Annotated in this window: 23 protein-coding genes and 1 pseudogene; 8 read left to right on the top strand and 16 right to left on the bottom strand. The window is 44.0% G+C overall.

Annotated features, from left to right (window positions below):
- Positions 1 to 293: 293 nt before the first annotated feature.
- The 8 genes and pseudogenes from J7545_RS18375 to recF all read right to left on the bottom strand — a co-directional run bounded on the left by J7545_RS18375 (position 294) and on the right by recF (position 9382).
- Positions 294 to 2246, bottom strand: coding sequence for an adenylate/guanylate cyclase domain-containing protein (locus J7545_RS18375; RefSeq protein ID WP_318719980.1), 1953 nt, complete (start codon positions 2244 to 2246; stop codon positions 294 to 296).
- A 30-nt stretch (positions 2247 to 2276) separates the two neighbouring features.
- Positions 2277 to 2630 carry a slr1659 superfamily regulator gene (locus J7545_RS18370; RefSeq protein WP_318719979.1) on the bottom strand — a complete coding sequence of 118 codons (354 nt, stop codon included), beginning with the start codon at positions 2628 to 2630 and terminating at the stop codon, positions 2277 to 2279.
- Between the two features lie 38 nt (positions 2631 to 2668).
- Positions 2669 to 3250: a DUF6272 family protein gene (locus J7545_RS18365; protein WP_318719978.1), complete on the bottom strand. Its 582-nt coding sequence runs from the start codon at positions 3248 to 3250 to the stop codon at positions 2669 to 2671.
- A gap of 80 nt (positions 3251 to 3330) precedes the next feature.
- Positions 3331 to 4173, bottom strand: a pseudogene (locus J7545_RS18360) (PP2C family protein-serine/threonine phosphatase); the annotation flags it as partial.
- 396 nt (positions 4174 to 4569) lie between these two features.
- A complete protein-coding gene (locus J7545_RS18355) occupies positions 4570 to 5085 on the bottom strand; it encodes a Rab family GTPase (protein ID WP_318719976.1) in 516 nt (171 codons plus the stop codon).
- A gap of 1 nt (position 5086) precedes the next feature.
- Positions 5087 to 7468, bottom strand: coding sequence for an OmpA family protein (locus J7545_RS18350; RefSeq protein WP_318719975.1), 2382 nt, complete (start codon positions 7466 to 7468; stop codon positions 5087 to 5089).
- Positions 7469 to 7510: 42 nt separating this feature from the next.
- Positions 7511 to 8107, bottom strand: coding sequence for a hypothetical protein (locus J7545_RS18345; protein WP_318719974.1), 597 nt, complete (start codon positions 8105 to 8107; stop codon positions 7511 to 7513).
- Between the two features lie 129 nt (positions 8108 to 8236).
- Positions 8237 to 9382, bottom strand: a complete 1146-nt coding sequence (gene recF / locus J7545_RS18340; RefSeq protein ID WP_318719973.1) for a DNA replication/repair protein RecF — start codon at positions 9380 to 9382, stop codon at positions 8237 to 8239.
- Between the two features lie 63 nt (positions 9383 to 9445).
- On the opposite strand from recF, the gene J7545_RS18335 reads away from it, so the two are divergent.
- The 3 genes from J7545_RS18335 (at position 9446) to J7545_RS18325 (ending at position 11003) form a co-directional block, all read left to right on the top strand.
- The gene (locus tag J7545_RS18335; RefSeq protein WP_318719972.1) at positions 9446 to 9661 is read left to right on the top strand and encodes a hypothetical protein; all 216 of its coding nucleotides are present in this window, start codon (positions 9446 to 9448) and stop codon (positions 9659 to 9661) included.
- A 220-nt stretch (positions 9662 to 9881) separates the two neighbouring features.
- A complete protein-coding gene (locus tag J7545_RS18330) occupies positions 9882 to 10067 on the top strand; it encodes a hypothetical protein (RefSeq protein ID WP_318719971.1) in 186 nt (61 codons plus the stop codon).
- A gap of 48 nt (positions 10068 to 10115) precedes the next feature.
- Positions 10116 to 11003: an oxaloacetate decarboxylase gene (locus tag J7545_RS18325; protein ID WP_318719970.1), complete on the top strand. Its 888-nt coding sequence runs from the start codon at positions 10116 to 10118 to the stop codon at positions 11001 to 11003.
- A gap of 19 nt (positions 11004 to 11022) precedes the next feature.
- On the opposite strand, the gene J7545_RS18320 is transcribed toward J7545_RS18325, so the two are convergent.
- Positions 11023 to 11322: a TMEM254 family protein gene (locus J7545_RS18320; RefSeq protein WP_318719969.1), complete on the bottom strand. Its 300-nt coding sequence runs from the start codon at positions 11320 to 11322 to the stop codon at positions 11023 to 11025.
- A gap of 33 nt (positions 11323 to 11355) precedes the next feature.
- Here J7545_RS18320 and J7545_RS18315 point away from each other — a divergent pair, with 33 nt between their 5' ends.
- The gene (locus tag J7545_RS18315) at positions 11356 to 12057 is read left to right on the top strand and encodes a ComF family protein (protein ID WP_318719968.1); all 702 of its coding nucleotides are present in this window, start codon (positions 11356 to 11358) and stop codon (positions 12055 to 12057) included.
- Between the two features lie 49 nt (positions 12058 to 12106).
- Positions 12107 to 12763, top strand: coding sequence for a response regulator transcription factor (locus J7545_RS18310; protein WP_318719967.1), 657 nt, complete (start codon positions 12107 to 12109; stop codon positions 12761 to 12763).
- Between the two features lie 45 nt (positions 12764 to 12808).
- On the opposite strand, the gene J7545_RS18305 is transcribed toward J7545_RS18310, so the two are convergent.
- Positions 12809 to 13000: a hypothetical protein gene (locus J7545_RS18305; protein ID WP_271943807.1), complete on the bottom strand. Its 192-nt coding sequence runs from the start codon at positions 12998 to 13000 to the stop codon at positions 12809 to 12811.
- Between the two features lie 465 nt (positions 13001 to 13465).
- Here J7545_RS18305 and J7545_RS18300 point away from each other — a divergent pair, with 465 nt between their 5' ends.
- Positions 13466 to 14875, top strand: a complete 1410-nt coding sequence (locus J7545_RS18300; protein ID WP_318719966.1) for a HAMP domain-containing sensor histidine kinase — start codon at positions 13466 to 13468, stop codon at positions 14873 to 14875.
- A gap of 60 nt (positions 14876 to 14935) precedes the next feature.
- On the opposite strand, the gene tadA is transcribed toward J7545_RS18300, so the two are convergent.
- From tadA to J7545_RS18270, 6 genes are all read right to left on the bottom strand, one after another.
- Positions 14936 to 15454, bottom strand: a complete 519-nt coding sequence (gene tadA, locus J7545_RS18295; protein WP_318719965.1) for a tRNA adenosine(34) deaminase TadA — start codon at positions 15452 to 15454, stop codon at positions 14936 to 14938.
- A gap of 87 nt (positions 15455 to 15541) precedes the next feature.
- Positions 15542 to 15847 (bottom strand): glutaredoxin 3, encoded by a 306-nt coding sequence (grxC, locus tag J7545_RS18290; protein ID WP_318719964.1) that lies wholly within the window; start codon positions 15845 to 15847, stop codon positions 15542 to 15544.
- A gap of 87 nt (positions 15848 to 15934) precedes the next feature.
- On the bottom strand, positions 15935 to 16522 hold the full coding sequence (locus J7545_RS18285; protein ID WP_318719963.1) for a hypothetical protein: 588 nt from the start codon (positions 16520 to 16522) through the stop codon (positions 15935 to 15937).
- Positions 16523 to 16591: 69 nt separating this feature from the next.
- The gene (locus J7545_RS18280) at positions 16592 to 17971 is read right to left on the bottom strand and encodes a CHAT domain-containing protein (RefSeq protein WP_318719962.1); all 1380 of its coding nucleotides are present in this window, start codon (positions 17969 to 17971) and stop codon (positions 16592 to 16594) included.
- 138 nt (positions 17972 to 18109) lie between these two features.
- Entirely contained in the window at positions 18110 to 18826 is a 717-nt protein-coding gene (locus J7545_RS18275) for a phycobilisome rod-core linker polypeptide (RefSeq protein WP_318719961.1), read from the bottom strand.
- Positions 18827 to 18861: 35 nt separating this feature from the next.
- Complete coding sequence (locus J7545_RS18270) at positions 18862 to 19335, bottom strand: hypothetical protein (protein WP_318719960.1); 474 nt, start codon at positions 19333 to 19335, stop codon at positions 18862 to 18864.
- Positions 19336 to 19692: 357 nt separating this feature from the next.
- Here J7545_RS18270 and J7545_RS18265 point away from each other — a divergent pair, with 357 nt between their 5' ends.
- Together J7545_RS18265 and J7545_RS18260 are read left to right on the top strand one after the other, a co-directional pair.
- Entirely contained in the window at positions 19693 to 20487 is a 795-nt protein-coding gene (locus J7545_RS18265; RefSeq protein ID WP_318719959.1) for a DUF2993 domain-containing protein, read from the top strand.
- Positions 20488 to 20493: 6 nt separating this feature from the next.
- On the top strand, positions 20494 to 20670 hold the full coding sequence (locus tag J7545_RS18260) for a hypothetical protein (protein ID WP_318719958.1): 177 nt from the start codon (positions 20494 to 20496) through the stop codon (positions 20668 to 20670).
- Positions 20671 to 20798 lie beyond the last annotated feature (128 nt).

The following is a 20798-nucleotide window of genomic DNA, read 5'->3' as shown; positions in this document are numbered from 1 at the left end:
CTCTATCCCTTATACAGTCTAGTTTTTAGCCTCCTTGTCACCCCTTAAGCAGATCGAGTCAATCGAGTTTGCGCTCCGAGCCACCACTCCTTACGCGAGGGGTCTGGGGAACGCTCTCGTTCCCCAGTAGGGGGTTTGGGGGACTAGTCCCCCAAAGAGATCTCACAATCAAGCCCAACCAATCATCATTGTTCCTTCTCCCCTTATCCCGAACTCAGGTTACTCCATCCTCCTTTCCTTATCCCGAACTCAGGTTATATAGCATGTTCAAATGAGAAACCAATCGTTCCCGCTCAGGGATTCAGTCGCTTCCCAGTGAGCATATAAGTGTCCATTTCTCCTTTACCTTTAATGTTAATCTTGCCGCGATGTTGAAGATAGTAATTTAACTTCAGCGCTTCATAGGTTGTGCGGGTGACTTGAATTTGTCCAGGAATGCCATGGGACTCCATGCGGCTAGCAGTGTTGACCGTATCGCCCCATAAATCATAGCTGAATTTCTTTTTGCCAATCACTCCAGCGACCACAGGACCGCTATTTACGCCAATGCGGATTTGGAAACTGGTATTCATATCTTGGTTGAGTTCAGCCATTGCCTCTTGCATCTTCAGAGCCATATTGGCGATCGCCTCAGCATGATCGTGGCGCGGTGTTGGCAGTCCTCCCACAACCATATACGCATCACCAATCGTTTTGATTTTCTCTAGGCGATAATCTTCGGTCAATTGGTCGAACTTAGAAAAGATGCGATTGAGTAAAGCGACCAATTCAGAAGCAGTTTTCTCTTCTGAGAGCTTGGTAAAGCCGACAATATCGGCAAACAGAACCGTTACTTCCTCAAAATATTCCGCGATCGCTCCTGACGTTTTCTTGAGCAATTCCGCAATTCTCGCCGGCAGAATATTATGCAGCAGTTTTTCCGTTTGTTTCTTCTGATAAAACAGGGAAATCTCTATTTTCTTACGCTTAATAAATTGGCACAGTTGGTTCCCAATCCCTGCCAGCATTTGCACCAACTCTTCATCCATCGGTTGCGTCGCTTGACTAAATAGAGTAATCATTCCCAACTTATCTTCATCACTAGAAACCGGAAAACCCACAATCGCGTTAACCTTCTCGATCGCCCCTAATTCTTTCTGTAGTGTTTCTCTCTCCAATTCTATATGGGTAATCCATCGGGGTTGATTATCCCGGTAAATCTTCCCTAACCATCCTTCCCCTAGAGTGAGAGTCGCTTCTGTGAGTTTAGATAACCTGGGGAATTCAGCCTCAGGCATTTTCCATAGGGTTTGGCGCAACAGTCTATTCGTCGGGATCAAGTTATCGTTACGATCCTTAATTTGTTTGGGAATCCAATAAACCCCCATATCCCACTCTAAATTTTCCACCAACACGCGCAGGATATTGGGTAAGGCTTCATCAAGCATCAGCGATCGTGACAAGACCCGCGCCACACTATACTGAATATAGAGCCGTTTTTGCGCCTGTTTAGTTTTGGTAATATCTCGTCCCACATACAAGATATCCTTTAAAGTAGGGACATCCGTATCCAAAGCCGCACAAGAAAAAGCCATTGAGAAATTTTCCCCCCGTTTATTGGGAATTAATACATCAATATCCGTTAAGACTTCCCCGTGCAAAAACTTTTCATTAGAAACCCACTCATGACTTAATGGGTGGTCTCCTAAAAGATCCCGAATGGGTTTACCAATCAGTTCCTCCTTACTATATTCAAGCAAATCATATACCGCAGGATTAACCGTTTTTATTTCTCCCAAATGATTCGTCACAATTAACGCTTCTGCCATGGAGTGAATAAGCTGCTGGATATAATTCTCAGACTTCGCTAAAGCATTAATTACAATACTATTTTCATTCGTTGCCTGCACCAAACTTTGCTCTAGATTCATTCGTTCCGTCACATCTTCCAGGAACACAATCAATTCCTGAAAACCCTCACTGTGGGGATTAGCAATAAAATAGAGATCGACATATAAAGGATGATTTACATCAGACGAGCGAGAAATCGCCTTAATATCAAAACCATCTTGTTCCCCCAACACAATCAACTCTAGAATTTCTTCTATTCCATAAGTTTCAGGAAAATAAAATTGAAAAGATTCCCCAGTCTTTAATGGGTCTTCACCACCAACCAATCGATCGGCATCATCGGAGAAATCCAAAATGATCAACTCTCGATCTAAGATCGCATATTCTAGATGTTTGGGAACCATGGTTTTTGACATATATTTATCACGCTTAAATCACTATGTTTCTTACTCAACAATTAACTCCAAGTTCGGCAAAAACTTTTGCAAATTCTTAAGCGATTTACTTTGCCAAGCAACATCCACAGAACCTTTCACCGTCAATTGAATTTTTGGTTTTTTTCGTAATCCAATCACGAATTTAGTAATTAAGCTGATCCCTGAACTATTCAAAAAGCTCAACTCTTTTAAGTTTAAAGTTAAATGGGGAGGTTCAGAATCCGCTATTTTCTCCAAAAAATCCTTAATCGGATCGTATTCAGATGCTCCATTCAGACTCAGTTCACCCGTAAAATCAATCGTCATTGATTCTGGATTATAATAAACCTGATATTCCTTAGTATCAATCTGCTGAAAATCCATATTCACCTCATTCAATCTTCCTTGATATTCATAAGCGATTAAACTTTCACTTTAGCCATAGTAGTAATGCTGACAAAATCGCTCCCTGCACGAGAATCTGTTATTTTCCATCCTAGAGTAGCTCCATAATCCTTCATCATACTAATTAATCCCAAGCCTGATGCATTACTATCCTCTTCAAGACTCTTCTCTACTTGATCGATATACAATTCTTCTAAGTCTGCGTTCAACAATTGATCGATAAACTCTTCAAAAGAGATAATAGTTTGGGACTGAACTGTATTAGTAGCAAAAATGGCCGCAACAATACTCTGGTCTTGCTGTTGAATAAAATGAATTCCAAACATCACTTTACAGTTCACAGATGGATCGTGAAATTTAATGGCATTTTCCAGCAGTTCATTGGCAATATAGCTCACAGATGCTTTACTTTCTGCAACTCGACGCTGATCGTCATCTAGAGGCAAAAAACTGGAAAAATAGTCAGCTAGAAAGTACGCTGATAATCGATTATTCTTCCATCGTTTTTTTTGCGGTTGTGAACTGGGAGTAAATGTTAATTCTAAAGAATCATGTTCTGGGGGAAATTCTTTAATAAAATCACCTAAAATTTTTTCCATATTCTGAGTTGATATACTGAGTTATAAGTCGTCCAATTATATTTAAAGAGTAACCATAGAAGAAGCTTGGTTTATTTGTTTCATAAATCATATTGAACGGTTTTTTTCAAAACGACAAAAGTGATATCATCCCATATTTTTTCCGATCCAATAAACTGCTGTAAATCTTCAATAATAGCTTCTTTGATTTGATTAGAGTTATCCTGCCAGTTCTGGCTAATTATTTGACATAATCTTTCTATTCCATAACGCTTCTTACTCCTATTTCTCGCTTCTGTAATACCATCTGTGTAGAGTACCACACCATCTCCTGCATTTAGCTTAACTCTAGTATAACTAATAAATTCAGCAATGTTGTAATCTAAGCCAATCGGTAACCCTAAGTCTATTGTATCAATCCGCTCAATTTTTCCTCCTTGACGTACAAGAATCACTTCTTCATGTTGGCCGCTGATCGTTAATTCTCCATCCGCATAATTTAATAGACATAAAGTTAAATTTTTATCTATTCCCATGCGTTCTACATTCTTATAAATGGTTCGGTTGAGGAAGTCTAAAAAGGAAATGGGGTCATTTTCTTTGATCTCCTTGAGGGTACGAACAGCACTTTGAGCCATGAGCATCAGAATAGCACTTTCTAAGCCATGACCAGTAACATCGCCAATGGCAATTGTGATTGCGCCATCCATGGAAATGACATCATAATAGTCACCTCCCACTTCATCAGCCGGTTGCATATATCCGGCAATATCCAGTTCTGGGATACTAGCTAAATCTTCGGGTTTAGGCAGAATTAATTGCTGCATTTCCTCAAGAATTTCTAATTCTGCGGATAGGCGTATATTTTCTGACTTAAGTTGTTGATTGAGGTGATCGATTTCTTGGTTCGCTGCGGCTAATTCTGTGGTTCTCTCTTGTAGTCGATAGATAACGATCGCGTTTTCATTCGTCGCTTGCACCAACCTCTGTTCCAATTCCATCTGTGCCGTCACGTCTTCGAGAAATAAAATTAGACGGTGATGTTCACTAGGTTTGGGATTGGGAATAAAATAGAGGTCAATATACAACTGAGTTTCTGGGTTCAGGGAACGTGCAATCGCCTTGAGATCAAAGCTATCGAGTTCTCCAGTCAGCACTGAATCTAAGATGTCTTCTAAACCAACTGTTTCGGGAAAATACTGATGTAATATTTCCCCAGTTCTTAACGCTATTTCCTCTCCAATAAAGCGTTCTGCGCCCACGGAATAGTCCTGAACAATCAACTCTTGGTTTAAAATTAAATATTCAATATGATGGGGAACAATCAGTTGACACATGAATTACTTGATCGCCAGAATTGCCTGAGCTAAATCTTGGAAGAGTTGATTAACATTATCTCCACTTTTGGCTGACGTTCCATAGATTTTAATCACGGGTTGGTCAGGATATTGATTGTTTTTCAAGAGGGCTTCTAGTTTTTGGTCATCGACTAAGTCCGCTTTATTGAGCGCAACAACCATTTTACCCTTGGGGTTAACTTTCGCGAATAAATTGAGATGATTGGAGATGTTCTCTATCGTTTCTTGTCGGCTAACATCGGCGACAATAATCGCTCCTTTTGCTCCTTGCAGATAACTGGGAGCGATCGCCTTAAATTTAGTTTGCCCTTCAATATCCCAAATTAGCAATTGTAACTCTGCTCCTTCAGGAAGATTAACTTCTTTACGGGAAATTTTTACCCCCACGGTAGATAAATATTTATCATCAAATTGACCATCAACGAACCGGCGAATCAGACTGGTTTTACCCACACTGAAGTCCCCAACCATACAAATTTTTTTAGAAATTTTAGCCATTTTAATTTCCTACTTTAATCGGACGAAATAACTCAAACCGAACACAGCGACTTAAAGCCAGCGCATCCGTAGAGTTGATCCCGGGTGGGGGTTCTGTGGTTCCTTGGATTTTGAGGCGTTGGGCTGAAATGCCTTGTTGTTGTAAGGCCATTTTCACCGCTTCTGCTCGTTGCCAAGAGAGCTTTTGATTTTCACCCCAACCACCGATCTTATCGCTATGTCCTATAATCATTAAATCAAATTCTGGATATTGGTTTAAAAATCGAGCAATCTTGGGTATGCCTTCAGCCCGATCCGCTGGATGCAGTTTATTAGAACCTGATTCAAAGTAAAACTTTGTTTCCAATGGAGATGCTTGGAGTTGAATGCGACTAAAGACACTACTTACTCCAGTAATTCCCTCTAAAGAGTCTAGTATTTTTTCTAGATCGGTAATTTCAACGACTGTTCCTGAAAGAGTGACATTTCCTTGATTATAGGTAGCTGTAATACTGACTCCATCGAGTTGATTGAGGACTTCAACGATCCGATTTACTTCTGTAGCGGCTGCATCTAAATCAGGAGGAAGATTAACTGCTACAATATCGTTATCTAAGGTGATATCGGGAATAATTTCTGATACAATTTGTCCGGCTTTTAAGCGCAAATATTCGTTGGGGACTCTGCCGTTTAATTGGATCGTTTCCCGATTGACATTGGGAGTAATGGCATAAACAGAGAGTTCTGGAGATGAGAGCAAAGCTTGACGGGTTTGGACTTCTAGGTTATGTGCTTTTTGCCATTGGTGAGAAGTCCAAATCCAAGGGATAGAAATTGCTCCTATCGCCCCTAGAATGAGGATGATTAAGGCCCAAGGAAAGTCATCCTCCTGTTTTTCCTCGCTCTGGGCAAAGAGTTGTTCTAAATGTTCGGGGATTTGTTCGGGGATGGTGTCGGGGTCGCCATCAAATTCACTGATGGGGTCTCCAAATTTTTGCAAAAGGAAAGCATAGGTTTCTCTAATTTTTTGTAAGAAGGCTTTAGAGGGTTCGCCTTTGACGATCGCAGCCAGATAGGAATAACCAGCAACTTCTAGCATAATTTTGCAATCATCATATTCAATTTCATTGACTTCTGAGGCCATTTCATCAGAAGAAATACAGTCATTGACAAAACTGCGAATAGCGGTGAGCATTCCAGCTAGCATGTCTGATTCTAGTGGGTTGGCTTCTGAGGGTTGGTATTCACTAATTACTAGACCCGAAGCTTTGTGAATGAGAAGAATAGCCCGGATAGTAAAGGGCATTGATTCTTGGAAAATGAGTTCTGCCTCAGAAACGCCTTGCACTCTGGCTTTAATTTTTCGTTTAATTCCCTTTAAGGTGAAGGTGCTTTCTACCTTTTGATTAATGGATTTGATGACATCACCCATATATTTGGCAATGGTATTGCCAATGACAGGATAGAGGGCATCAACCATGGCTTCCCGTTCACATTCTATTTGCTCTTTAATGGCGGGGCCCATTTCCGGGCCAAGGGCTTTGGCGATCGCATGGCGGTCAATCCGAATTTGCTCTTCAATGGCTAGACTCACTTCTGGAGCCAAGGCTTTAGCGACTTCACGGGGCGATCGCCGGATTTCTTCAGCAATAGCAGCGGGAATTAAATCTGCCAATACTCCACTCATGGCTTTGGAATCTTGTTGGGCGCGATTTTCAATGATTTTGTCAATAATCGGAGTTAGGACCCGAATACTTTGCTCGTGAGAAACGGTTAAATCAAACCCTAAGAGTTCAGAAATTAAAGGCAGTAGGGGATTAATGAGTGCTGTTTGCTGTTCGAGTTGGGTTAATCGCTCTTCTAAACTCAGATCGGATACAGGACTTAAGGTGGAGAGATTAGCAGATAATGAGCGAGATTCGACCAAAGATTGGCTAGATGCGGAAGATTCTGAAGGCAACAATAGACTTTGAATCACTTGGAGAGATATGTCGTCTTGTTGGGGTTGGTCTTTATGTTCAGATTTGGGTGGACTGTTGGTAATTTTCGGTTCAAGGGGATTCTGAGAAAGGGCAGAATCGAGGGAAGTTTTTTCTTCCTCCAATTCTGCTTTTAAGATTAAAGGAGGTAAATTTTCTCCTGAAAATTCAGATGATGATCGAGATTCCGGTTGCGGATCGAGCAGCAGATCGGATAATAAATCGAGGGTATCCTCCCATCCCTGTCGAGCTTCAGGGGGTTCATATGAAACAGAAGCCTTTGGTCTAGTTGGCTCCATTTCTATAACGGGTTGATCTGGATTCAACCAATTAAAGATGTTCTCTCTCTCCAGCGTCGATTCTAATCTAGGCTCAGAAGAGGATTGAGAACGCTTCTGTTGTGATTGTCGATCTGATAAAACCATGGTATACCCCGATCTCCGATCCTCTCATTTGCACTTACACTGCTAAGAGTGTTGTTCAGGCAATAACAAATCTGCCTTGACTTCCGATCCTTCAATTTCTCGAACCAAATCGGTTTTCTTGACTTTCATGCACAGGTCAAATAATACTTCTGCGAATTCATCACGGGAAATCTTGTTGTCTTGCAGTCCATTGACATATTTATTTAATTCGCTTTGGATTTGCCCGGTGAGGTCGTGCAGTTCTTTTTGCAAAGATTCTTTGGTATGGCGAATATTTTGTTCTAAACTTTCTGTTTGGTTATGTAAGGTTTTATCTAACCCTTTAACTTGTTCATTAAAGTTTTTCTGCGTCCGTTCTAGGTCTTGTTTGAACTCGGTGAAGTCTTCCGTATGGGTTACGGTCACATACTGAATTTTTTTCTCTAGGGCATAAGAATTCGATCGCAGTTCATTCGAGAACTGCTCTTTGAGTTGATTGAGACGATCGCCCATCTCTTGCCTGAGAGCCTTGATCGTACTCTCCAATACCTCCAGTCGGGTATCGAGTTCCCGTTGCTGTTCTCCAAAGAGTAGGTCCCGGATCTGCTCTACATTTCCCAGGCGATCGCGCATATCTTTGGGTTGTCCTGGATCGTTCATCGTCGTTTTCCTCTCACACTCGTGTGAAATAGATGTCTTATGAGCGCTTAAAACTCATAACTTGGTGGTTTAACAAATCTCTTTGATTTTACTGGAATTTTTAGCGGATACAAGCTTAGACTAAAAATTTTAATCTTGCTGAGAGTAAATGTGACCTTCTTGAACCCGAAAGACCTGAGAAGAATGTAACCAATTTTGCTCAAATGCGCTTAAATGGGTGGTAGTAATCAGGGTTTGGAACCGGTCGGCGATCGCGTCTAAAAGCTGATTTTGGCGCGTTAAGTCCAATTCCGCTAAGACATCATCTAACAATAGCAAAGGCGATTCTCCTACTACCTCAGAAATTAATTTTAATTCGGCTAACTTCAAGGCTAAAACGAGCGTTCGCTGTTGCCCTTGGGAGCCATACTGACGGGCAGGAGTCCCGTTAATATAGAAGTCTACCTCATCTCGATGAGGGCCAACCAAGGTGCTTCCTTGGGCGCTCTCGGCGATCGCCCGATCGGCCAGTTTCTGGAAAAATGCCCCCTCAATGGCTTCTACTGGCGATCGAGAATCCCCATCCCAAAATACACTCGGATTATAGGCGATCGATAATTTTTCGGTCGATCCACTGATACTGTCATGCCATGCCTGGGCAATCGGCGTAAGCCGCTCTAACACCCGAGCGCGTCGGCGAATTAAACGCACGCCCACAGAGACTAACTGGGCATCCCAGAGGGCTAACTCTTGGGGATTTTCCTGCCCCTCGGCCTCTTGAAAGTGCCGCAGTAGAGCATTGCGTTGACGCAAAACCTGCTGATATTGGCGTAACATCGGATCGTAGACCGGTTCGAGTTGCGTCAGGAGCGTATCGAGCCACAAACGTCGGTTTTCCGGAGATCCGCGCACCAAATCTAAATCTAAACTGGAAAACTGCACCACATTGAGCGCCCCTAAAAAATCCCTCCGTCGTCGCTGGACTTCCTGATTGAGTACTAATGTCCGGTTCCCACTCGCTCGCAAAACCAGTTTCAGGTCAATTTCGCCGGTTTGTCGCTCCAAAAGAGCGCTCACTTGACCGATAGACGGAGGATGATCCGGAGACTGAAACACCAAATCGCGATCGCCCTTCGCTCGATGCGATCGTAATGTAGACAACAGTTCCACCGCCTCTAATAAATTTGACTTCCCTTGGGCATTATTCCCCAGCAAAATAATTTTCGGAGCGCTAAACGTCACTGCCTGCTCCACATAATTGCGAAACTGCTTAAGATAGAGGTGCTTCAAATACATCAGTTCCCTTGCTTAACCGTCCTTCGCCACCGTTCAAAATACTCTATCGAGAGTATTAAACTCATGCCCACAGACCTCATTCTACTCATCGCCGCTTTGATCGTTTCCTGGCTTGTCTTTACCTGGCTAGTGAAAATTGTTAAGTTAACCGTTGGCACAGCCCTAACTGTTGCCGGAATCATCCTCATCCTGCAACTACTCTTTGGAGTTAACCCCAACCAACTTTGGCAACAAATCCTTAACTTACCCCAAATTATCCTCAATTGGATCTCTGGCTAACTTCCGTATCTGCCATCAATCTCCCCTCATCCAGTTTCTTAACCGCACCGTAGCGCTGACTCAACCACCACTGAAATTCATGGGTTCTGCGATTATCGATTCCAACTCTCTTTAAAATTGGCATTAACCCTCACACTGCTTTGATCCCATCTATGGCATTCTAAGAAAAATAATCCCTTTCCCATTGGTTCCTAACCTCGATCGTACTGAGGAAACTTCCATGAATACTAAAAAACACTCCTCCAACATTCACCCGATTTGGAATTGGGTTAACTGGTTAAGCTTTCCTATCCTCTTATTTATAGGGATTCATCTTTTACAAGTCCAAGATCGGACTCCTCAATCTACCTTTTCTGTTCCTCCCCAATCCCTAGAACTGGAAACCTCTTGGTCAAGTCACTCCTGAGCGCTGCCAATGGTAGGCTAGACCTATTGAAAGCTTATCTAAAGTCTTATGTCAGGGCACCAGTTACGATACCTTCTGAACCAACCGGGAACCCTTATTTTACCTGGAGTCTATGACTGCCTGGGAGCGAAGTTAGCTGCCCAAGTGGGGTTTGAAGCTGTGTTTACCAGTGGGTTTGGGATTTCTGCTTCTACCCTGGGGTTACCGGATTATGGGTTACTCACCGCGACAGAAACCCTCCAGAGTGTGGGCAAAATGGCTGAATCGATTTCTATTCCTTTGGTGGCGGATCTCGATACGGGTTATGGCAATCCCCTCAATGTGATGCGCACGGTGACTGAGGCACTTCGGTGGGGCGTATCTGGCATTATTCTTGAAGATCAAGTTTGGCCGAAAAAGTGCGGTCATTTTCAGGGAAAACAAGTCATTTCGGCGGCTGAACAGGTGGAGAAAATTAAGGCGGCTGTCCATGCAAGGGGCGAGAGTGGTTTGGTGATTGTGGGGCGTACGGATGCGAGAGCGCCGTTAGGGTTAGAGGAGGCGATCGATCGGGGGCGGTTATATGCCGAAGCAGGAGCAGATATTATCTTTATTGAAGCTCCCCAGTCTGTGGAAGAGTTGGTGAAGATTTCTAATTCGTTTGCTCGAACGGGTGTCCATTTGTTTGCCAATTTGATTGAGGGAGGTAAAACCCCTTGTTTAAGGCGCTCTGAATTGCAGGAGTTGGGCTTTAAGGTTGGGGTGTATGCGCTGTCGGGTTTGTTTGCGGCAACTCAGGCGATGCGGGAGTGCTTCGAGCGCTTAAGAGCAGAGGGAACTACGGGAAGAATAGAAGACGATCTCTCGTTCCCCGAATTTGAGCAAATTATTGGGGTGGATCGATATCGCCAGTTGGAAGAGCGGTTTAAAATCCCTGGAGAATCTATTAAAAATTAAAGAATCCACTCCCGACTCCCTATTCCCTTAGGATTTCCCATAACCCGATGGTGCCAACAAAAAAGGTGTAGATGGCGGTTTTGAGGGGGTTTTGTTGGTGAGAGCGGGCTAAATAGGCAGCAGCGATCGCCTCTAGACTATGAATGATGAGAGCAACTCGCGCTAAAATAATGAACCCGAAAATGAGGCTGGGAAGGGATGCATTGATGAAGGGGTGGATGAGATTATAGGATTCTAGGGCGATCGCCCCACTCATGAGCAAGGTTGCTCCAATTTTAATAACTTGGATGGCAGTTGAGGACAGGGTCACAGGCATCATGTAGATTAGTTAAGTGATTCATTATTCATTATTATGGGATTTTGGACTCAAGTCACGGATGGTATTCTGAATCTGTTTTTGCGCTCGAATTGCCCCCTGTGCGATCGCCCAACGGATGGGGAGGTATTGTGTTCAACTTGTTCGAGAGCCTTGCGTCAATTGCAATTTTGTCCATCCCGTCGCCGACTCTATACTTGCGCGTCAAAATCTATGCCCGTTTGGGTTTGGGGAAAATATCAAGGACAGCTCAAACGGGCGATCGCTAGCCTAAAATATGATAACCATCCCGAAATTGCCCGCCCCCTGGGACAATGGTTAGGAGAAGCTTGGATCGCTACACATAGGGCCAAACCAGTTTCACCTCTAGTGATTCCCATTCCCCTCCATCCGGAAAAACTCAAACAACGGGGATTTAACCAAGCTGAATGCCTAGCCGCCAGTTTTTGTCAAGTGACAGGTTTCCCCTTATCTGCAAATGGTCTGATTCGCTCCCGTGAAACCGAAGCCCAATTTGGTAAAAGAGCTGACCAACGTCGTGCTAATCTCAAAAATGCCTTTACCGTGAACACGGCTCGGATTTCCCGTTATCCTCGCTCCCCTGTGCTATTGTTGGACGATATCTATACCACAGGGGCAACGGTGCAATCTGCAACTCAAGCCTTGCGTTATCAGGGAATATCTGTTTATGGTGTCGTCGCGATCGCGACGACTTCCACCACCCAACCTCCCAATTAATCTTTCCTCAGTTTATTCATGAGCGCCAATTATATAGCGCGATTACTTTATGTTTCCTTCCCCAGAACACCCGACTCCCTTAAGGGTTCTCATTGTTGAAGATGACCCCATGATGCAACTGGGCTTAGAACAAACCCTAACCGAATTCCCCCACTTGGAAATTATCGGCCAAGCAGAAGATGGTTACCTTGGCGTTCAAGCAGCCAAACAACTCAAACCCGATTTAATCGTCATGGATATTGGTCTGCCTCGCTTGGATGGGATTGCTGCTACCCAACAGATTAAAGCCGAACTCCCCCATACACGGGTCGTCATGCTCACCTCCCATACCACAGAAAATGAAATTATTGCCGCCCTCTCTAGTGGGGCAGATGCCTATTGTATTAAAGGGGCTAATGTAGACCGACTCTTGGCCGCGATTTCCGCTGCTCAGGAAGGAGCCACCTATCTCGATCCCCAAATTGCCCGTCAAGTGATTAGTCATCTTAAACCTCCAACTCCCCAAGGCAATATTGCCAATTTATCAGAGCGCGAATCAGAAGTGCTGAAGTTAATGGTGGAAGGATATAGTAATCCTCAGATTGCTGAGCAACTCTACCTCAGTCCGAATACGGTCAAAACCCATGTACGGGGAATTATGAATAAGTTAGCGGTCGATGACCGGGTACAAGTGGCGGTCAAAGCTTTGCGAGAAGGGCTGGTGTAGCGATGCCAGTCCCTATTACTTGGTTTATTTCAATCTGAGTTAAGTCTAAGCTTCTCGGTTTTTTTCCGTTAATCCTAAGCCAGCTACTTCCATCAGCAGGGCTGTACCGGGTAATCCAGGAGGGACACTTTTCAGAGAGAGCAGTCCAGACGCAACGCAGACACCGCCAATTAAAAATAGGGCAGCACCACCAGTAACTAATCCTTGGGCAACTTTGGTTTGGAGTTCGGGTTTCATAAGGGTTTTAAGTTTTTTGTCGATTCTATTGGATTGTGATGAATCTAATGTTAAGTAATGATAAGCCTTTTTCAGCATGTTGTCATCTGATGGGCAAATTAACATTGATGAAAATCAATAGAACGCATAAGCTAGGTAGAGGGACAGAGAAGGGAGTACAAAGGCGGAAATGGGCGGAGGTTAAGCCGTGGGCCAAACAGTTTGCTGAGGGTACTTGAGGGCAACTGGGCTATCTCCTAACCTATATAGGGTTTACTCTCGGTAATTCTACCACTCCGGTGTAAATGGCCCTAACAAATATTAAATTTCATTATAGATTTGATTAGAAATTCTCAAGTTTATCGGATTTTAACCCCGATCAAACGGATTACTCACTTTAAGTTTGGATACCCTGAGAAGGAATCGTTCTTAGACCTTGTGCTAAAACCGATCTTGATTCTAAATGACTTGCACTGAGCCACAGCCATGAGCATTCAGCCTCCTAATTCCTATTCATCTTCCGTCCCTTCGACCACAGACTCTCCCAAGCTTGACTCTATGGTTGAGCAGCGAACCAGTCAGCTTGAGCAAGCACTAGAGTTTGAGGCTATGCTCAAGCGGATTACAGATAAAGTCCGAGATAGTTTAGATGAAACTCAAATTTGGCAAACTGCGGTCCGCGAATTGACGTTAGTGCTGGGAATTAAGGGATGTAATGCTTCTCTATATGATTTAGATAAGGGAACGTCTACCATTTGCTCGGAATATGCGGCGACTATTCCGGCAATTCATGGCCGGGTGGCAAAATTAGCTAAGTTTCCTGAATTGTATCAACAACTGCTTCGTGGGCAGTATTTTCAATTTTGCTCCTTGCTGCCCAATCCGGAACGAGGGCGATCGGCGATGTTGGCTTGTCCTATTTTTGACAATCAAGGAGTGCTGGGGGATTTGTGGTTAGTCCACCATGCGGAGTATCAGTTTAGTGAGCTAGAACTTCGATTGGTGCAGCAAGTGGCAAATCAATGTGCGATCGCCATCCGTCAAGCCCGTTTGTTTCAATCCTCACAAGCTCAAGTGAAGGAATTGGAAAAACTCAATCATCTCAAGGATGATTTTCTCAGTACTGTGTCCCATGAACTGCGCACTCCGGTTTCAAATATGAAAATGGCGATTCGGATGCTCCATATCTCCTTAGAGCGATATATGACTTCTGAAATTAACCCTCCACCGGAAACTCCCCATCCCCAACGGGAAGGGTTAGAGAAAAAATTGACCCATTACTTACAAATTTTGGGGGCTGAATGTGAGCGGGAAATTAATCTAATTAATGATTTACTCGATCTCCAGCGATTGGAAAATCAGGAAGCTCCCAGTGAACTGGATCGGATTAATTTGGCTGAATTTATGGAAAAAGTTCTCCCCTCTTTCCGCGATCGTTCCCACCATCGTCAACAACACCTTTTGATTAAAATTGCGGATGATATTCCCGATTTTCTCTCGGAAACCTTTAGTTTAGAGCGAGTCATTGCTGAGTTATTGAATAATGCCTGTAAATATACGCCTCCAGAAGAATCAATTCAATTTAAGGCTTGGTTAGAGGAACCCCTAGAGTTTTTACCTCCCAATCATGATGCCATTATGACTCGTCCTAAACTATGGATTGAGGTCAAAAATACAGGTGTAGAAATTGCCCAATCCGAATTAGATCGGATTTTTGATAAGTTTTATCGGATTCCGAGTGCCGATCCTTGGAAACAAGGGGGAACGGGTTTAGGGCTGGCTTTAGTGAAAAAATTGACTGAGCGTTTAGGCGGAAAAATTGAGGTCAATAGTGGTAGCGATATCCCATTTGTTGCGTTTACTATTGTGTTACCCATACAGATATTTAAAGGTTGATCAAACGGGTAGGAACAGGGGAATAAAGTAATCTTAACCATCTCGTTATTCCCTTCTTCTCTATTCCCTAGCGCTTCGCACTACCCTCCTTCTACGTTGAGCAAACCAGGATTGTAACTGCTGACGACAGGGAGATTCGAGTACACCCGATAAGACTTGAAGACGATGGTTAGATGCGGGACTATCGGGAAGATTTAATACGGTGCGAATCGCCCCGGTTTTGGGGTCATCAACCCCATAGACCAACTGCTGTAAACGAGCATGAATAATGGCCCCAGCGCACATGGGGCAAGGCTCGAGGGTAACATAGAGGGTACAGCCTTCTAAATAAGAAGAGTTGAGGAGATCGCCAGCAGCACGGATGGCACAGATCTCGGCATGGGCAGTCGGATCGCGATCGCGCTCTTTATAGTTAACTCCTTCTGCAATTAAATGTCCTTGGCGATCGACAATGACTGCTCCCACAGGCACTTCCCCTGCTTCACCTGCGGTTTGTGCCAGCTCCAGAGCGCGAGTCATCCAATGGTGATGATGCTGGTACAGGGGATGGGGGAATGGGAGGATGGGGGGATCTTTCAAGGGAATGATTTTAAGATTCGAGTCAGGAAGACACGGAGAAACGGGGACACGGAGATAGAAAAAGTTTAGGTTGAAACAGTGATAAGTTTATTGGGTCAGTAAAGGATTGAGTTCTCCTTGTTCGTCTAAAGCATACAGCTCATCACAGCCTCCGATGTGGCGATTGTTAATGAAGATTTGTGGAACGGAGCGCCGTCCTTGTGCCCGTTCTGCCATCTGGCTGCGAGCCACTTGATCTCCATCGATCTTATATTCTGTATAGGAAACGCCTTTCCACCACAATAATAATTTGGCTCGGATACAGAATGGGCAAGTTTGCCAAGTGTAAATTTCAACGTTCGCTTTAATCGGCTCTGAAGGACGACCTAACCAGGGTTTGAGAAAATCGCGCATGATAATATCAAATAATCCTTAAAAGTTTGTATCCATTAAGTCTTGAGAGACAAGAGGCTGGGGGCCCCTTGTCTTCAACAATTCAGTTTATTGTAGTCTCGATAACCCTTGTAAATCAAACTTTTGCAGCCAAGTTTGGCGATCGCTTTGTGTAAACAACCGATCGCGAGATTGTGCTTTCACTTGAAACCGATCTGCCACCAGAACTCCCGTAATATTACTACCCTGGCTCGCCGCCGGAAATCCTCCAATCGTCTGAGTACTGTTTTCATACTTTTTCCGAGCCGCAGGCAGACTAATCGTATCGGAAATCGACAAAACCGCCATATCCGTGCCCCCCTTCTTGAGCTTATACTCAGCAAATCCCTTTTTCTCCTGAGCCGCAACCACCTGATACCCATCCCCAGACTTTGGGAAAAAGCGGTTAAAACTAGAACCCGGAAGCGCTTGTTTCTTCACTGCTGGTGCAGCATTGCGTTGGGTGGTTTCCCGTTGGGTGTTTTGCCACGATTGAGCGGTATCTTCTGAAGTCTTCTGGGGCTGTGTTTGGGTAGGGGTATTACGCTGGCTACTGCCTGAAGACGATGTTCCTGTACCACCGGCACAACCCGATACCAACAGCACGGTTGCCAGAGCAACCGCAACCCATTGTCTGCGTTGAGCGCTAAATCTCATCAGCATATCCTCCAATTCAGATTCATTTTTTCCCATTCTGGCGTATTGCACTCCCCATCCCCCTATCGTCTACCAAGGAGAACCAATTAGGGTAAATGCCGCCCAATAAAACGGCGCTGCCAAATTTTCGATCGCCAAATTCCCCAACTCTGAAGGCAAGTCTACCGCTCCCCGACTTCCCCGTAATTGCCGATCTCTTAAACTCACCTGTCCTCGCAGGAGGGAAATTTGCGCTTGGCGCAAGGCTTCTGCTTTAATCGGCGATCGCGGTAACTGCTGATAAAATTCACTCATCAGTGCCAACGTTCCCCCATCACTGACATACCAAAGACTCGCTAACGCCGACTGTACACCACTTTCAAACGCCAACCCTGCAAACCCTAACTCCGCCTCTGGATCGCCAATAGCCGTTCGACAAGCACTCAGCACCAGCAAATCCAAAGGCGGATCGTCCAACGGCAGTTGGCGAATCCGATCCAGCGTGAGCTGACTATCCCAAAATTGAATATAGGATTGCTGCGGTTGTCCTGGCTGAAATTCAGCATGGGTGGCTAAATGAACAATATCAAAATCCTGGGATTGCAATTGGGCTTGTAAGTTATCTAAGGTAAATTCTTCATTGAAAAAGGCTCGACTTTCCCAAGCTCTCTCCCCTTGTACCACCCCATCACGGAGCAATTCCAATTCTAGAGCAACAGCGGGCAGAGGCTCTAAATCCTGAAATTCAGAAGCTCCCATAGCCAAAAGTTGGGTCTTTTGGGTGTTTTCGGTGCCCACCGTCATTAAGTTAAACGCTGGGATCATCACCAAATTATATTTTTCCACTAAAAACTGCTCACCATCAAACAAAGCAGCAAAGGGAACCGATCTTAATCCCACTCCTGTACATAACAACAAGGTGTCAATCCCTTCTGTCTCTAATTGGGCTTCTATCGGACTGATAATCCACTCATAGAGTTGTTGCGCTGAAGCTTTATATCGCGTCGTGCGGAGATACCGGGGATTCGTAACCGTAGAGCGAAATTCATTCATTATAGTCACCAGGTTACTCCTAGATGCTTCTGGAACCTGATGATACGTCAGATTCTCCTCTGGCGTGATCAACAGTAATTCTAGGTTGTCTGGCATCGGATGGATATACAGGAGGGCTGGAGTTTGTCCTGTTTCTTTCTCCTTTTGAGCTAGAAATTGGGCAATTTCTGGCGCTTGTAGGTCTTCGATATCTCTAGGATCGGATTGGAAGTAGTTGGTAAACTCTTGTTTCCATACCTGCTCGATATGGTTAACCAGCTTGATTAACTCTTGTCGATCTGAAGACTCTTTTGTCTCAGGGGATAGACTCCAGCTTAAATGGTTGTTGAGTACGATGAAACTGAATACAACCGCCAATAGGAGCAGGCGAGAGATCCAGCGAGTTACTCGTTTACGCATAAGATGACGATCAAACATAAGGTTGACCTTTAAGATAGGAAAGGATCTCCTCTGTGATAACAGATTTAAGATTCCTACGGAATAATTGCTCTAGACACAAAAAAACCTGCTAAAGCAGGTTTGAGTTATGGAGACAGAACAAATAGGGCTGAATCATTAACCAATCACTGCCCGTAGTTTTTCCAGTTTTTGAGGTGCAATCGAGGCTAACGCTTGTTTTCCTTGTTCAGATTCAATTAATCTAACTAGCTGCTGAACGGCGAGTTCAACCTCGTTGGAAATTGGAGGATGGAGGATTTCACCGGCTTCGGGATGACAAACCCCTGTTTCACACACCAAGCCTAAGTCATGCCAATACCGAGTCGGTATAGAGGTTCCCCGTTGTCCAATATGCTCGGCGTTCAACCACTGGGTTTCTAGGTAAGATTTAGGAGAGTCGTAATATTTTAGCGATCGCGCATAAGGAACGGTAAAACACCCAAACACTTTCCGGTATTCTTCTGAATCAAGAATTGAGGGGATTAACTGATCGACCCCTCTCGTCGTTAAAATCTGCGAATAGTGTTGAATTTCTACCTTATCTTTTGGCGCACGACCAAGGAAGTGTTTTAAACAGATTTCTAAGAACTTCACATTGGAGTAAGGGTGATAAAAAGAATCTAGATAAACTGAAGAATGACCTAGCTCTTTCAAAAATCTACGCACTCCAATTTTATCATGCAAAAACTGATGTTCTGCCTTCTTCAAAACCTTATGTTCATATTGATAAGGCTGACGTTCCAACACTTGGTAGTAGATAGCAACAAGTGCCTGTTGCCGTTCTTCAAGCGATGAAGTGCGACTGACAGTGAGGGATTTAAGGGGGCAGTTCATGGGTTTACTCTCCTCCACAAGCAGGATAGGTTTACTTAAACATGGGAGTTCAACATCACAGTAATAATTTTTATATAAGGATGCACTAAACTACTACAGTTCGGGGGCAATAAACTATCGACTTCCTTATGCAAATAGTCGTAAACCCTCGTGCAATGACTGGTGCGCTTGTAGGCCACTAAAATAGTGTCTAACCAAAACATCATTTGTTCTTTGAAGAACAGCTCGTCATTGCGCAAAATTGACAAGGCTATATAACGGATTACAGACCCCATATCATATTTGCATCGAGCGCCATGGTGTTTGATCAACTCTGGATAGGCTTGGGCAAATTTACGGAGGGTATTAACAATAAGCTTTTCACTGTTTTCACTCAGAAGCTGATAGGTTTGTAGCCGGAGTTGATAGCTTTGTAAATACTGCTCTAAGGGATAAAGTTCTTGCGTATTGAGGTATCGGCCATCCGCCTCTATCAATTTAGTATCTAGATCGTGATTTAAAGTATGCATGGTTGTAACCTCGGAAGATGCTTAGAATCCAGCTTGACTTATCTATTAATTTCTGAAGTCTTGCGTACCTCTCTTATACTAGGTTGCCTTAACCTTAAACTATTCTCAAGCTGTTGAATTGATTCTTAATAAAATGTTTTACCTGTTTTGATCTATGGCAATAGGGACTTGTATGGCTGAGGATCTAAGCCTTCAAGCTATACTCCTTTGTCACTAGAGTGCAACGTTCTGTATTCTCCGATTCTAAAACCCGTCCTCCAGTCCGATCGCTCCTTCATTAGAGGCGGCCTGTTGTCGGTTGCTTTACAGTTTGTTACATTAATCGAGTGTAGAACTTGTATCTAACCCAAAAACAGCATGTTTACTGGTGTCACCGGTTTCTTTGGTAGTCCTGGAAATACAGATATGGGAGAGAAACTCCTCAATAGCGTGGCGAGCCAGTCTCTTCGTCATCTGTTCACCCGTAGTGAATCGATTGAGGTGTCTATTCGCTGTTATCCATCAAGCAAACTTCTACAAGGGGCGATCGATGGTTTGCAAATGCAAGGGCGGGGGTTGCTCATTCGTAATGATTTTCCCATGGAGGAGATGTCTTTTCAGACGGATGCTGTAGCCATTGATTTTGGGGCTCTGCTGGGGGGGAAATTGCGCTTGAAGCAACCGACTCAAGCGGTTGCCCAAATTACCCTGTCTGAGTCTGGTATTAACCAGTCCTTCCAGGCAAAATTGGTGACGAAACGGTTGGAGAATCTGACGCAACCGGCTTTGACGGAGTTATCTGGAGGACATCCTGTTTCGTTTAAGGAGGTGTCGGTTGAGTTGCTCCCCAACAACCAAATTCGACTATTTGCGACAACAGATGTGGGCAATGCTGATTTAATTCCGATCGCCATGATAGCAACGCTGGTGGTGGAACGTCGGCGACGTATCCTCTTTAGTGACGCTCAGTTTGAACCGGATAATATTCCCCCAGAATTGTGCGATCGCGCTCAAAGCTTTACCCAAGCGCTGGCTGACATCTTGAATGATATGGTTGATTTAGATCGATTTAACCTAGATGGAGTAACCTTGCGGATTAATCGCCTAGAAACTCAAGGCAAAAACCTACTCTTTAGTGGCTATGCTCAAATCGATCATTTCCCCGATACTTAGCGTTTCATGGCTACCCTAAACGCGATCGACAGCCTAGTTTCCTTTGGTGGCATTGTTATTGTGCCGTTGTTAGGATTTTCTATCCTAGCAACTACCTTGATTCTGGAACGACTTATTTTTTGGTGGCAAATTACTCGCCGCCAAAAACGGTTAGCCCAAGAGGTTTTGCGGCAGAAGTGTTGAATTTCGACATAAAACTTTACATTTAACTAAACAAGAGTCTCTGGGAGCCAATCATAGCTCCAATGGATGAGGGAGCATTTTTGACTTAATTTAAGTTGCAAATAACGAAATTTATCTAGTAATGTATT

Source organism: Roseofilum sp. SBFL (genome assembly GCF_017746885.1).
In the GTDB taxonomy this organism is placed as follows: domain Bacteria; phylum Cyanobacteriota; class Cyanobacteriia; order Cyanobacteriales; family Desertifilaceae; genus Roseofilum.
Note: the sequence above shows the minus strand (reverse complement) of the source record. Positions and strands in the feature narration are given on the sequence as shown.

What these genes read in the sequence shown, in the direction of transcription:
- J7545_RS18375 (WP_318719980.1), bottom strand. Translation starts at nt 2,246, where the DNA reads ATGTCAAAAACCATGGTTCCCAAACATCTAGAATATGCGATCTTAGAT.
- J7545_RS18370 (WP_318719979.1), bottom strand. Translation starts at nt 2,630, where the DNA reads ATGGATTTTCAGCAGATTGATACTAAGGAATATCAGGTTTATTATAAT.
- J7545_RS18365 (WP_318719978.1), bottom strand. Translation starts at nt 3,250, where the DNA reads ATGGAAAAAATTTTAGGTGATTTTATTAAAGAATTTCCCCCAGAACAT.
- J7545_RS18355 (WP_318719976.1), bottom strand. Translation starts at nt 5,085, where the DNA reads ATGGCTAAAATTTCTAAAAAAATTTGTATGGTTGGGGACTTCAGTGTG.
- J7545_RS18350 (WP_318719975.1), bottom strand. Translation starts at nt 7,468, where the DNA reads ATGGTTTTATCAGATCGACAATCACAACAGAAGCGTTCTCAATCCTCT.
- J7545_RS18345 (WP_318719974.1), bottom strand. Translation starts at nt 8,107, where the DNA reads ATGAACGATCCAGGACAACCCAAAGATATGCGCGATCGCCTGGGAAAT.
- recF (WP_318719973.1), bottom strand. Translation starts at nt 9,382, where the DNA reads ATGTATTTGAAGCACCTCTATCTTAAGCAGTTTCGCAATTATGTGGAG.
- J7545_RS18335 (WP_318719972.1), top strand. Translation starts at nt 9,446, where the DNA reads ATGCCCACAGACCTCATTCTACTCATCGCCGCTTTGATCGTTTCCTGG.
- J7545_RS18330 (WP_318719971.1), top strand. Translation starts at nt 9,882, where the DNA reads ATGAATACTAAAAAACACTCCTCCAACATTCACCCGATTTGGAATTGG.
- J7545_RS18325 (WP_318719970.1), top strand. Translation starts at nt 10,116, where the DNA reads ATGTCAGGGCACCAGTTACGATACCTTCTGAACCAACCGGGAACCCTT.
- J7545_RS18320 (WP_318719969.1), bottom strand. Translation starts at nt 11,322, where the DNA reads ATGATGCCTGTGACCCTGTCCTCAACTGCCATCCAAGTTATTAAAATT.
- J7545_RS18315 (WP_318719968.1), top strand. Translation starts at nt 11,356, where the DNA reads ATGGGATTTTGGACTCAAGTCACGGATGGTATTCTGAATCTGTTTTTG.
- J7545_RS18310 (WP_318719967.1), top strand. Translation starts at nt 12,107, where the DNA reads ATGTTTCCTTCCCCAGAACACCCGACTCCCTTAAGGGTTCTCATTGTT.
- J7545_RS18305 (WP_271943807.1), bottom strand. Translation starts at nt 13,000, where the DNA reads ATGAAACCCGAACTCCAAACCAAAGTTGCCCAAGGATTAGTTACTGGT.
- J7545_RS18300 (WP_318719966.1), top strand. Translation starts at nt 13,466, where the DNA reads ATGAGCATTCAGCCTCCTAATTCCTATTCATCTTCCGTCCCTTCGACC.
- grxC (WP_318719964.1), bottom strand. Translation starts at nt 15,847, where the DNA reads ATGCGCGATTTTCTCAAACCCTGGTTAGGTCGTCCTTCAGAGCCGATT.
- J7545_RS18285 (WP_318719963.1), bottom strand. Translation starts at nt 16,522, where the DNA reads ATGAGATTTAGCGCTCAACGCAGACAATGGGTTGCGGTTGCTCTGGCA.
- J7545_RS18280 (WP_318719962.1), bottom strand. Translation starts at nt 17,971, where the DNA reads ATGTTTGATCGTCATCTTATGCGTAAACGAGTAACTCGCTGGATCTCT.
- J7545_RS18275 (WP_318719961.1), bottom strand. Translation starts at nt 18,826, where the DNA reads ATGAACTGCCCCCTTAAATCCCTCACTGTCAGTCGCACTTCATCGCTT.
- J7545_RS18270 (WP_318719960.1), bottom strand. Translation starts at nt 19,335, where the DNA reads ATGCATACTTTAAATCACGATCTAGATACTAAATTGATAGAGGCGGAT.
- J7545_RS18265 (WP_318719959.1), top strand. Translation starts at nt 19,693, where the DNA reads ATGTTTACTGGTGTCACCGGTTTCTTTGGTAGTCCTGGAAATACAGAT.
- J7545_RS18260 (WP_318719958.1), top strand. Translation starts at nt 20,494, where the DNA reads ATGGCTACCCTAAACGCGATCGACAGCCTAGTTTCCTTTGGTGGCATT.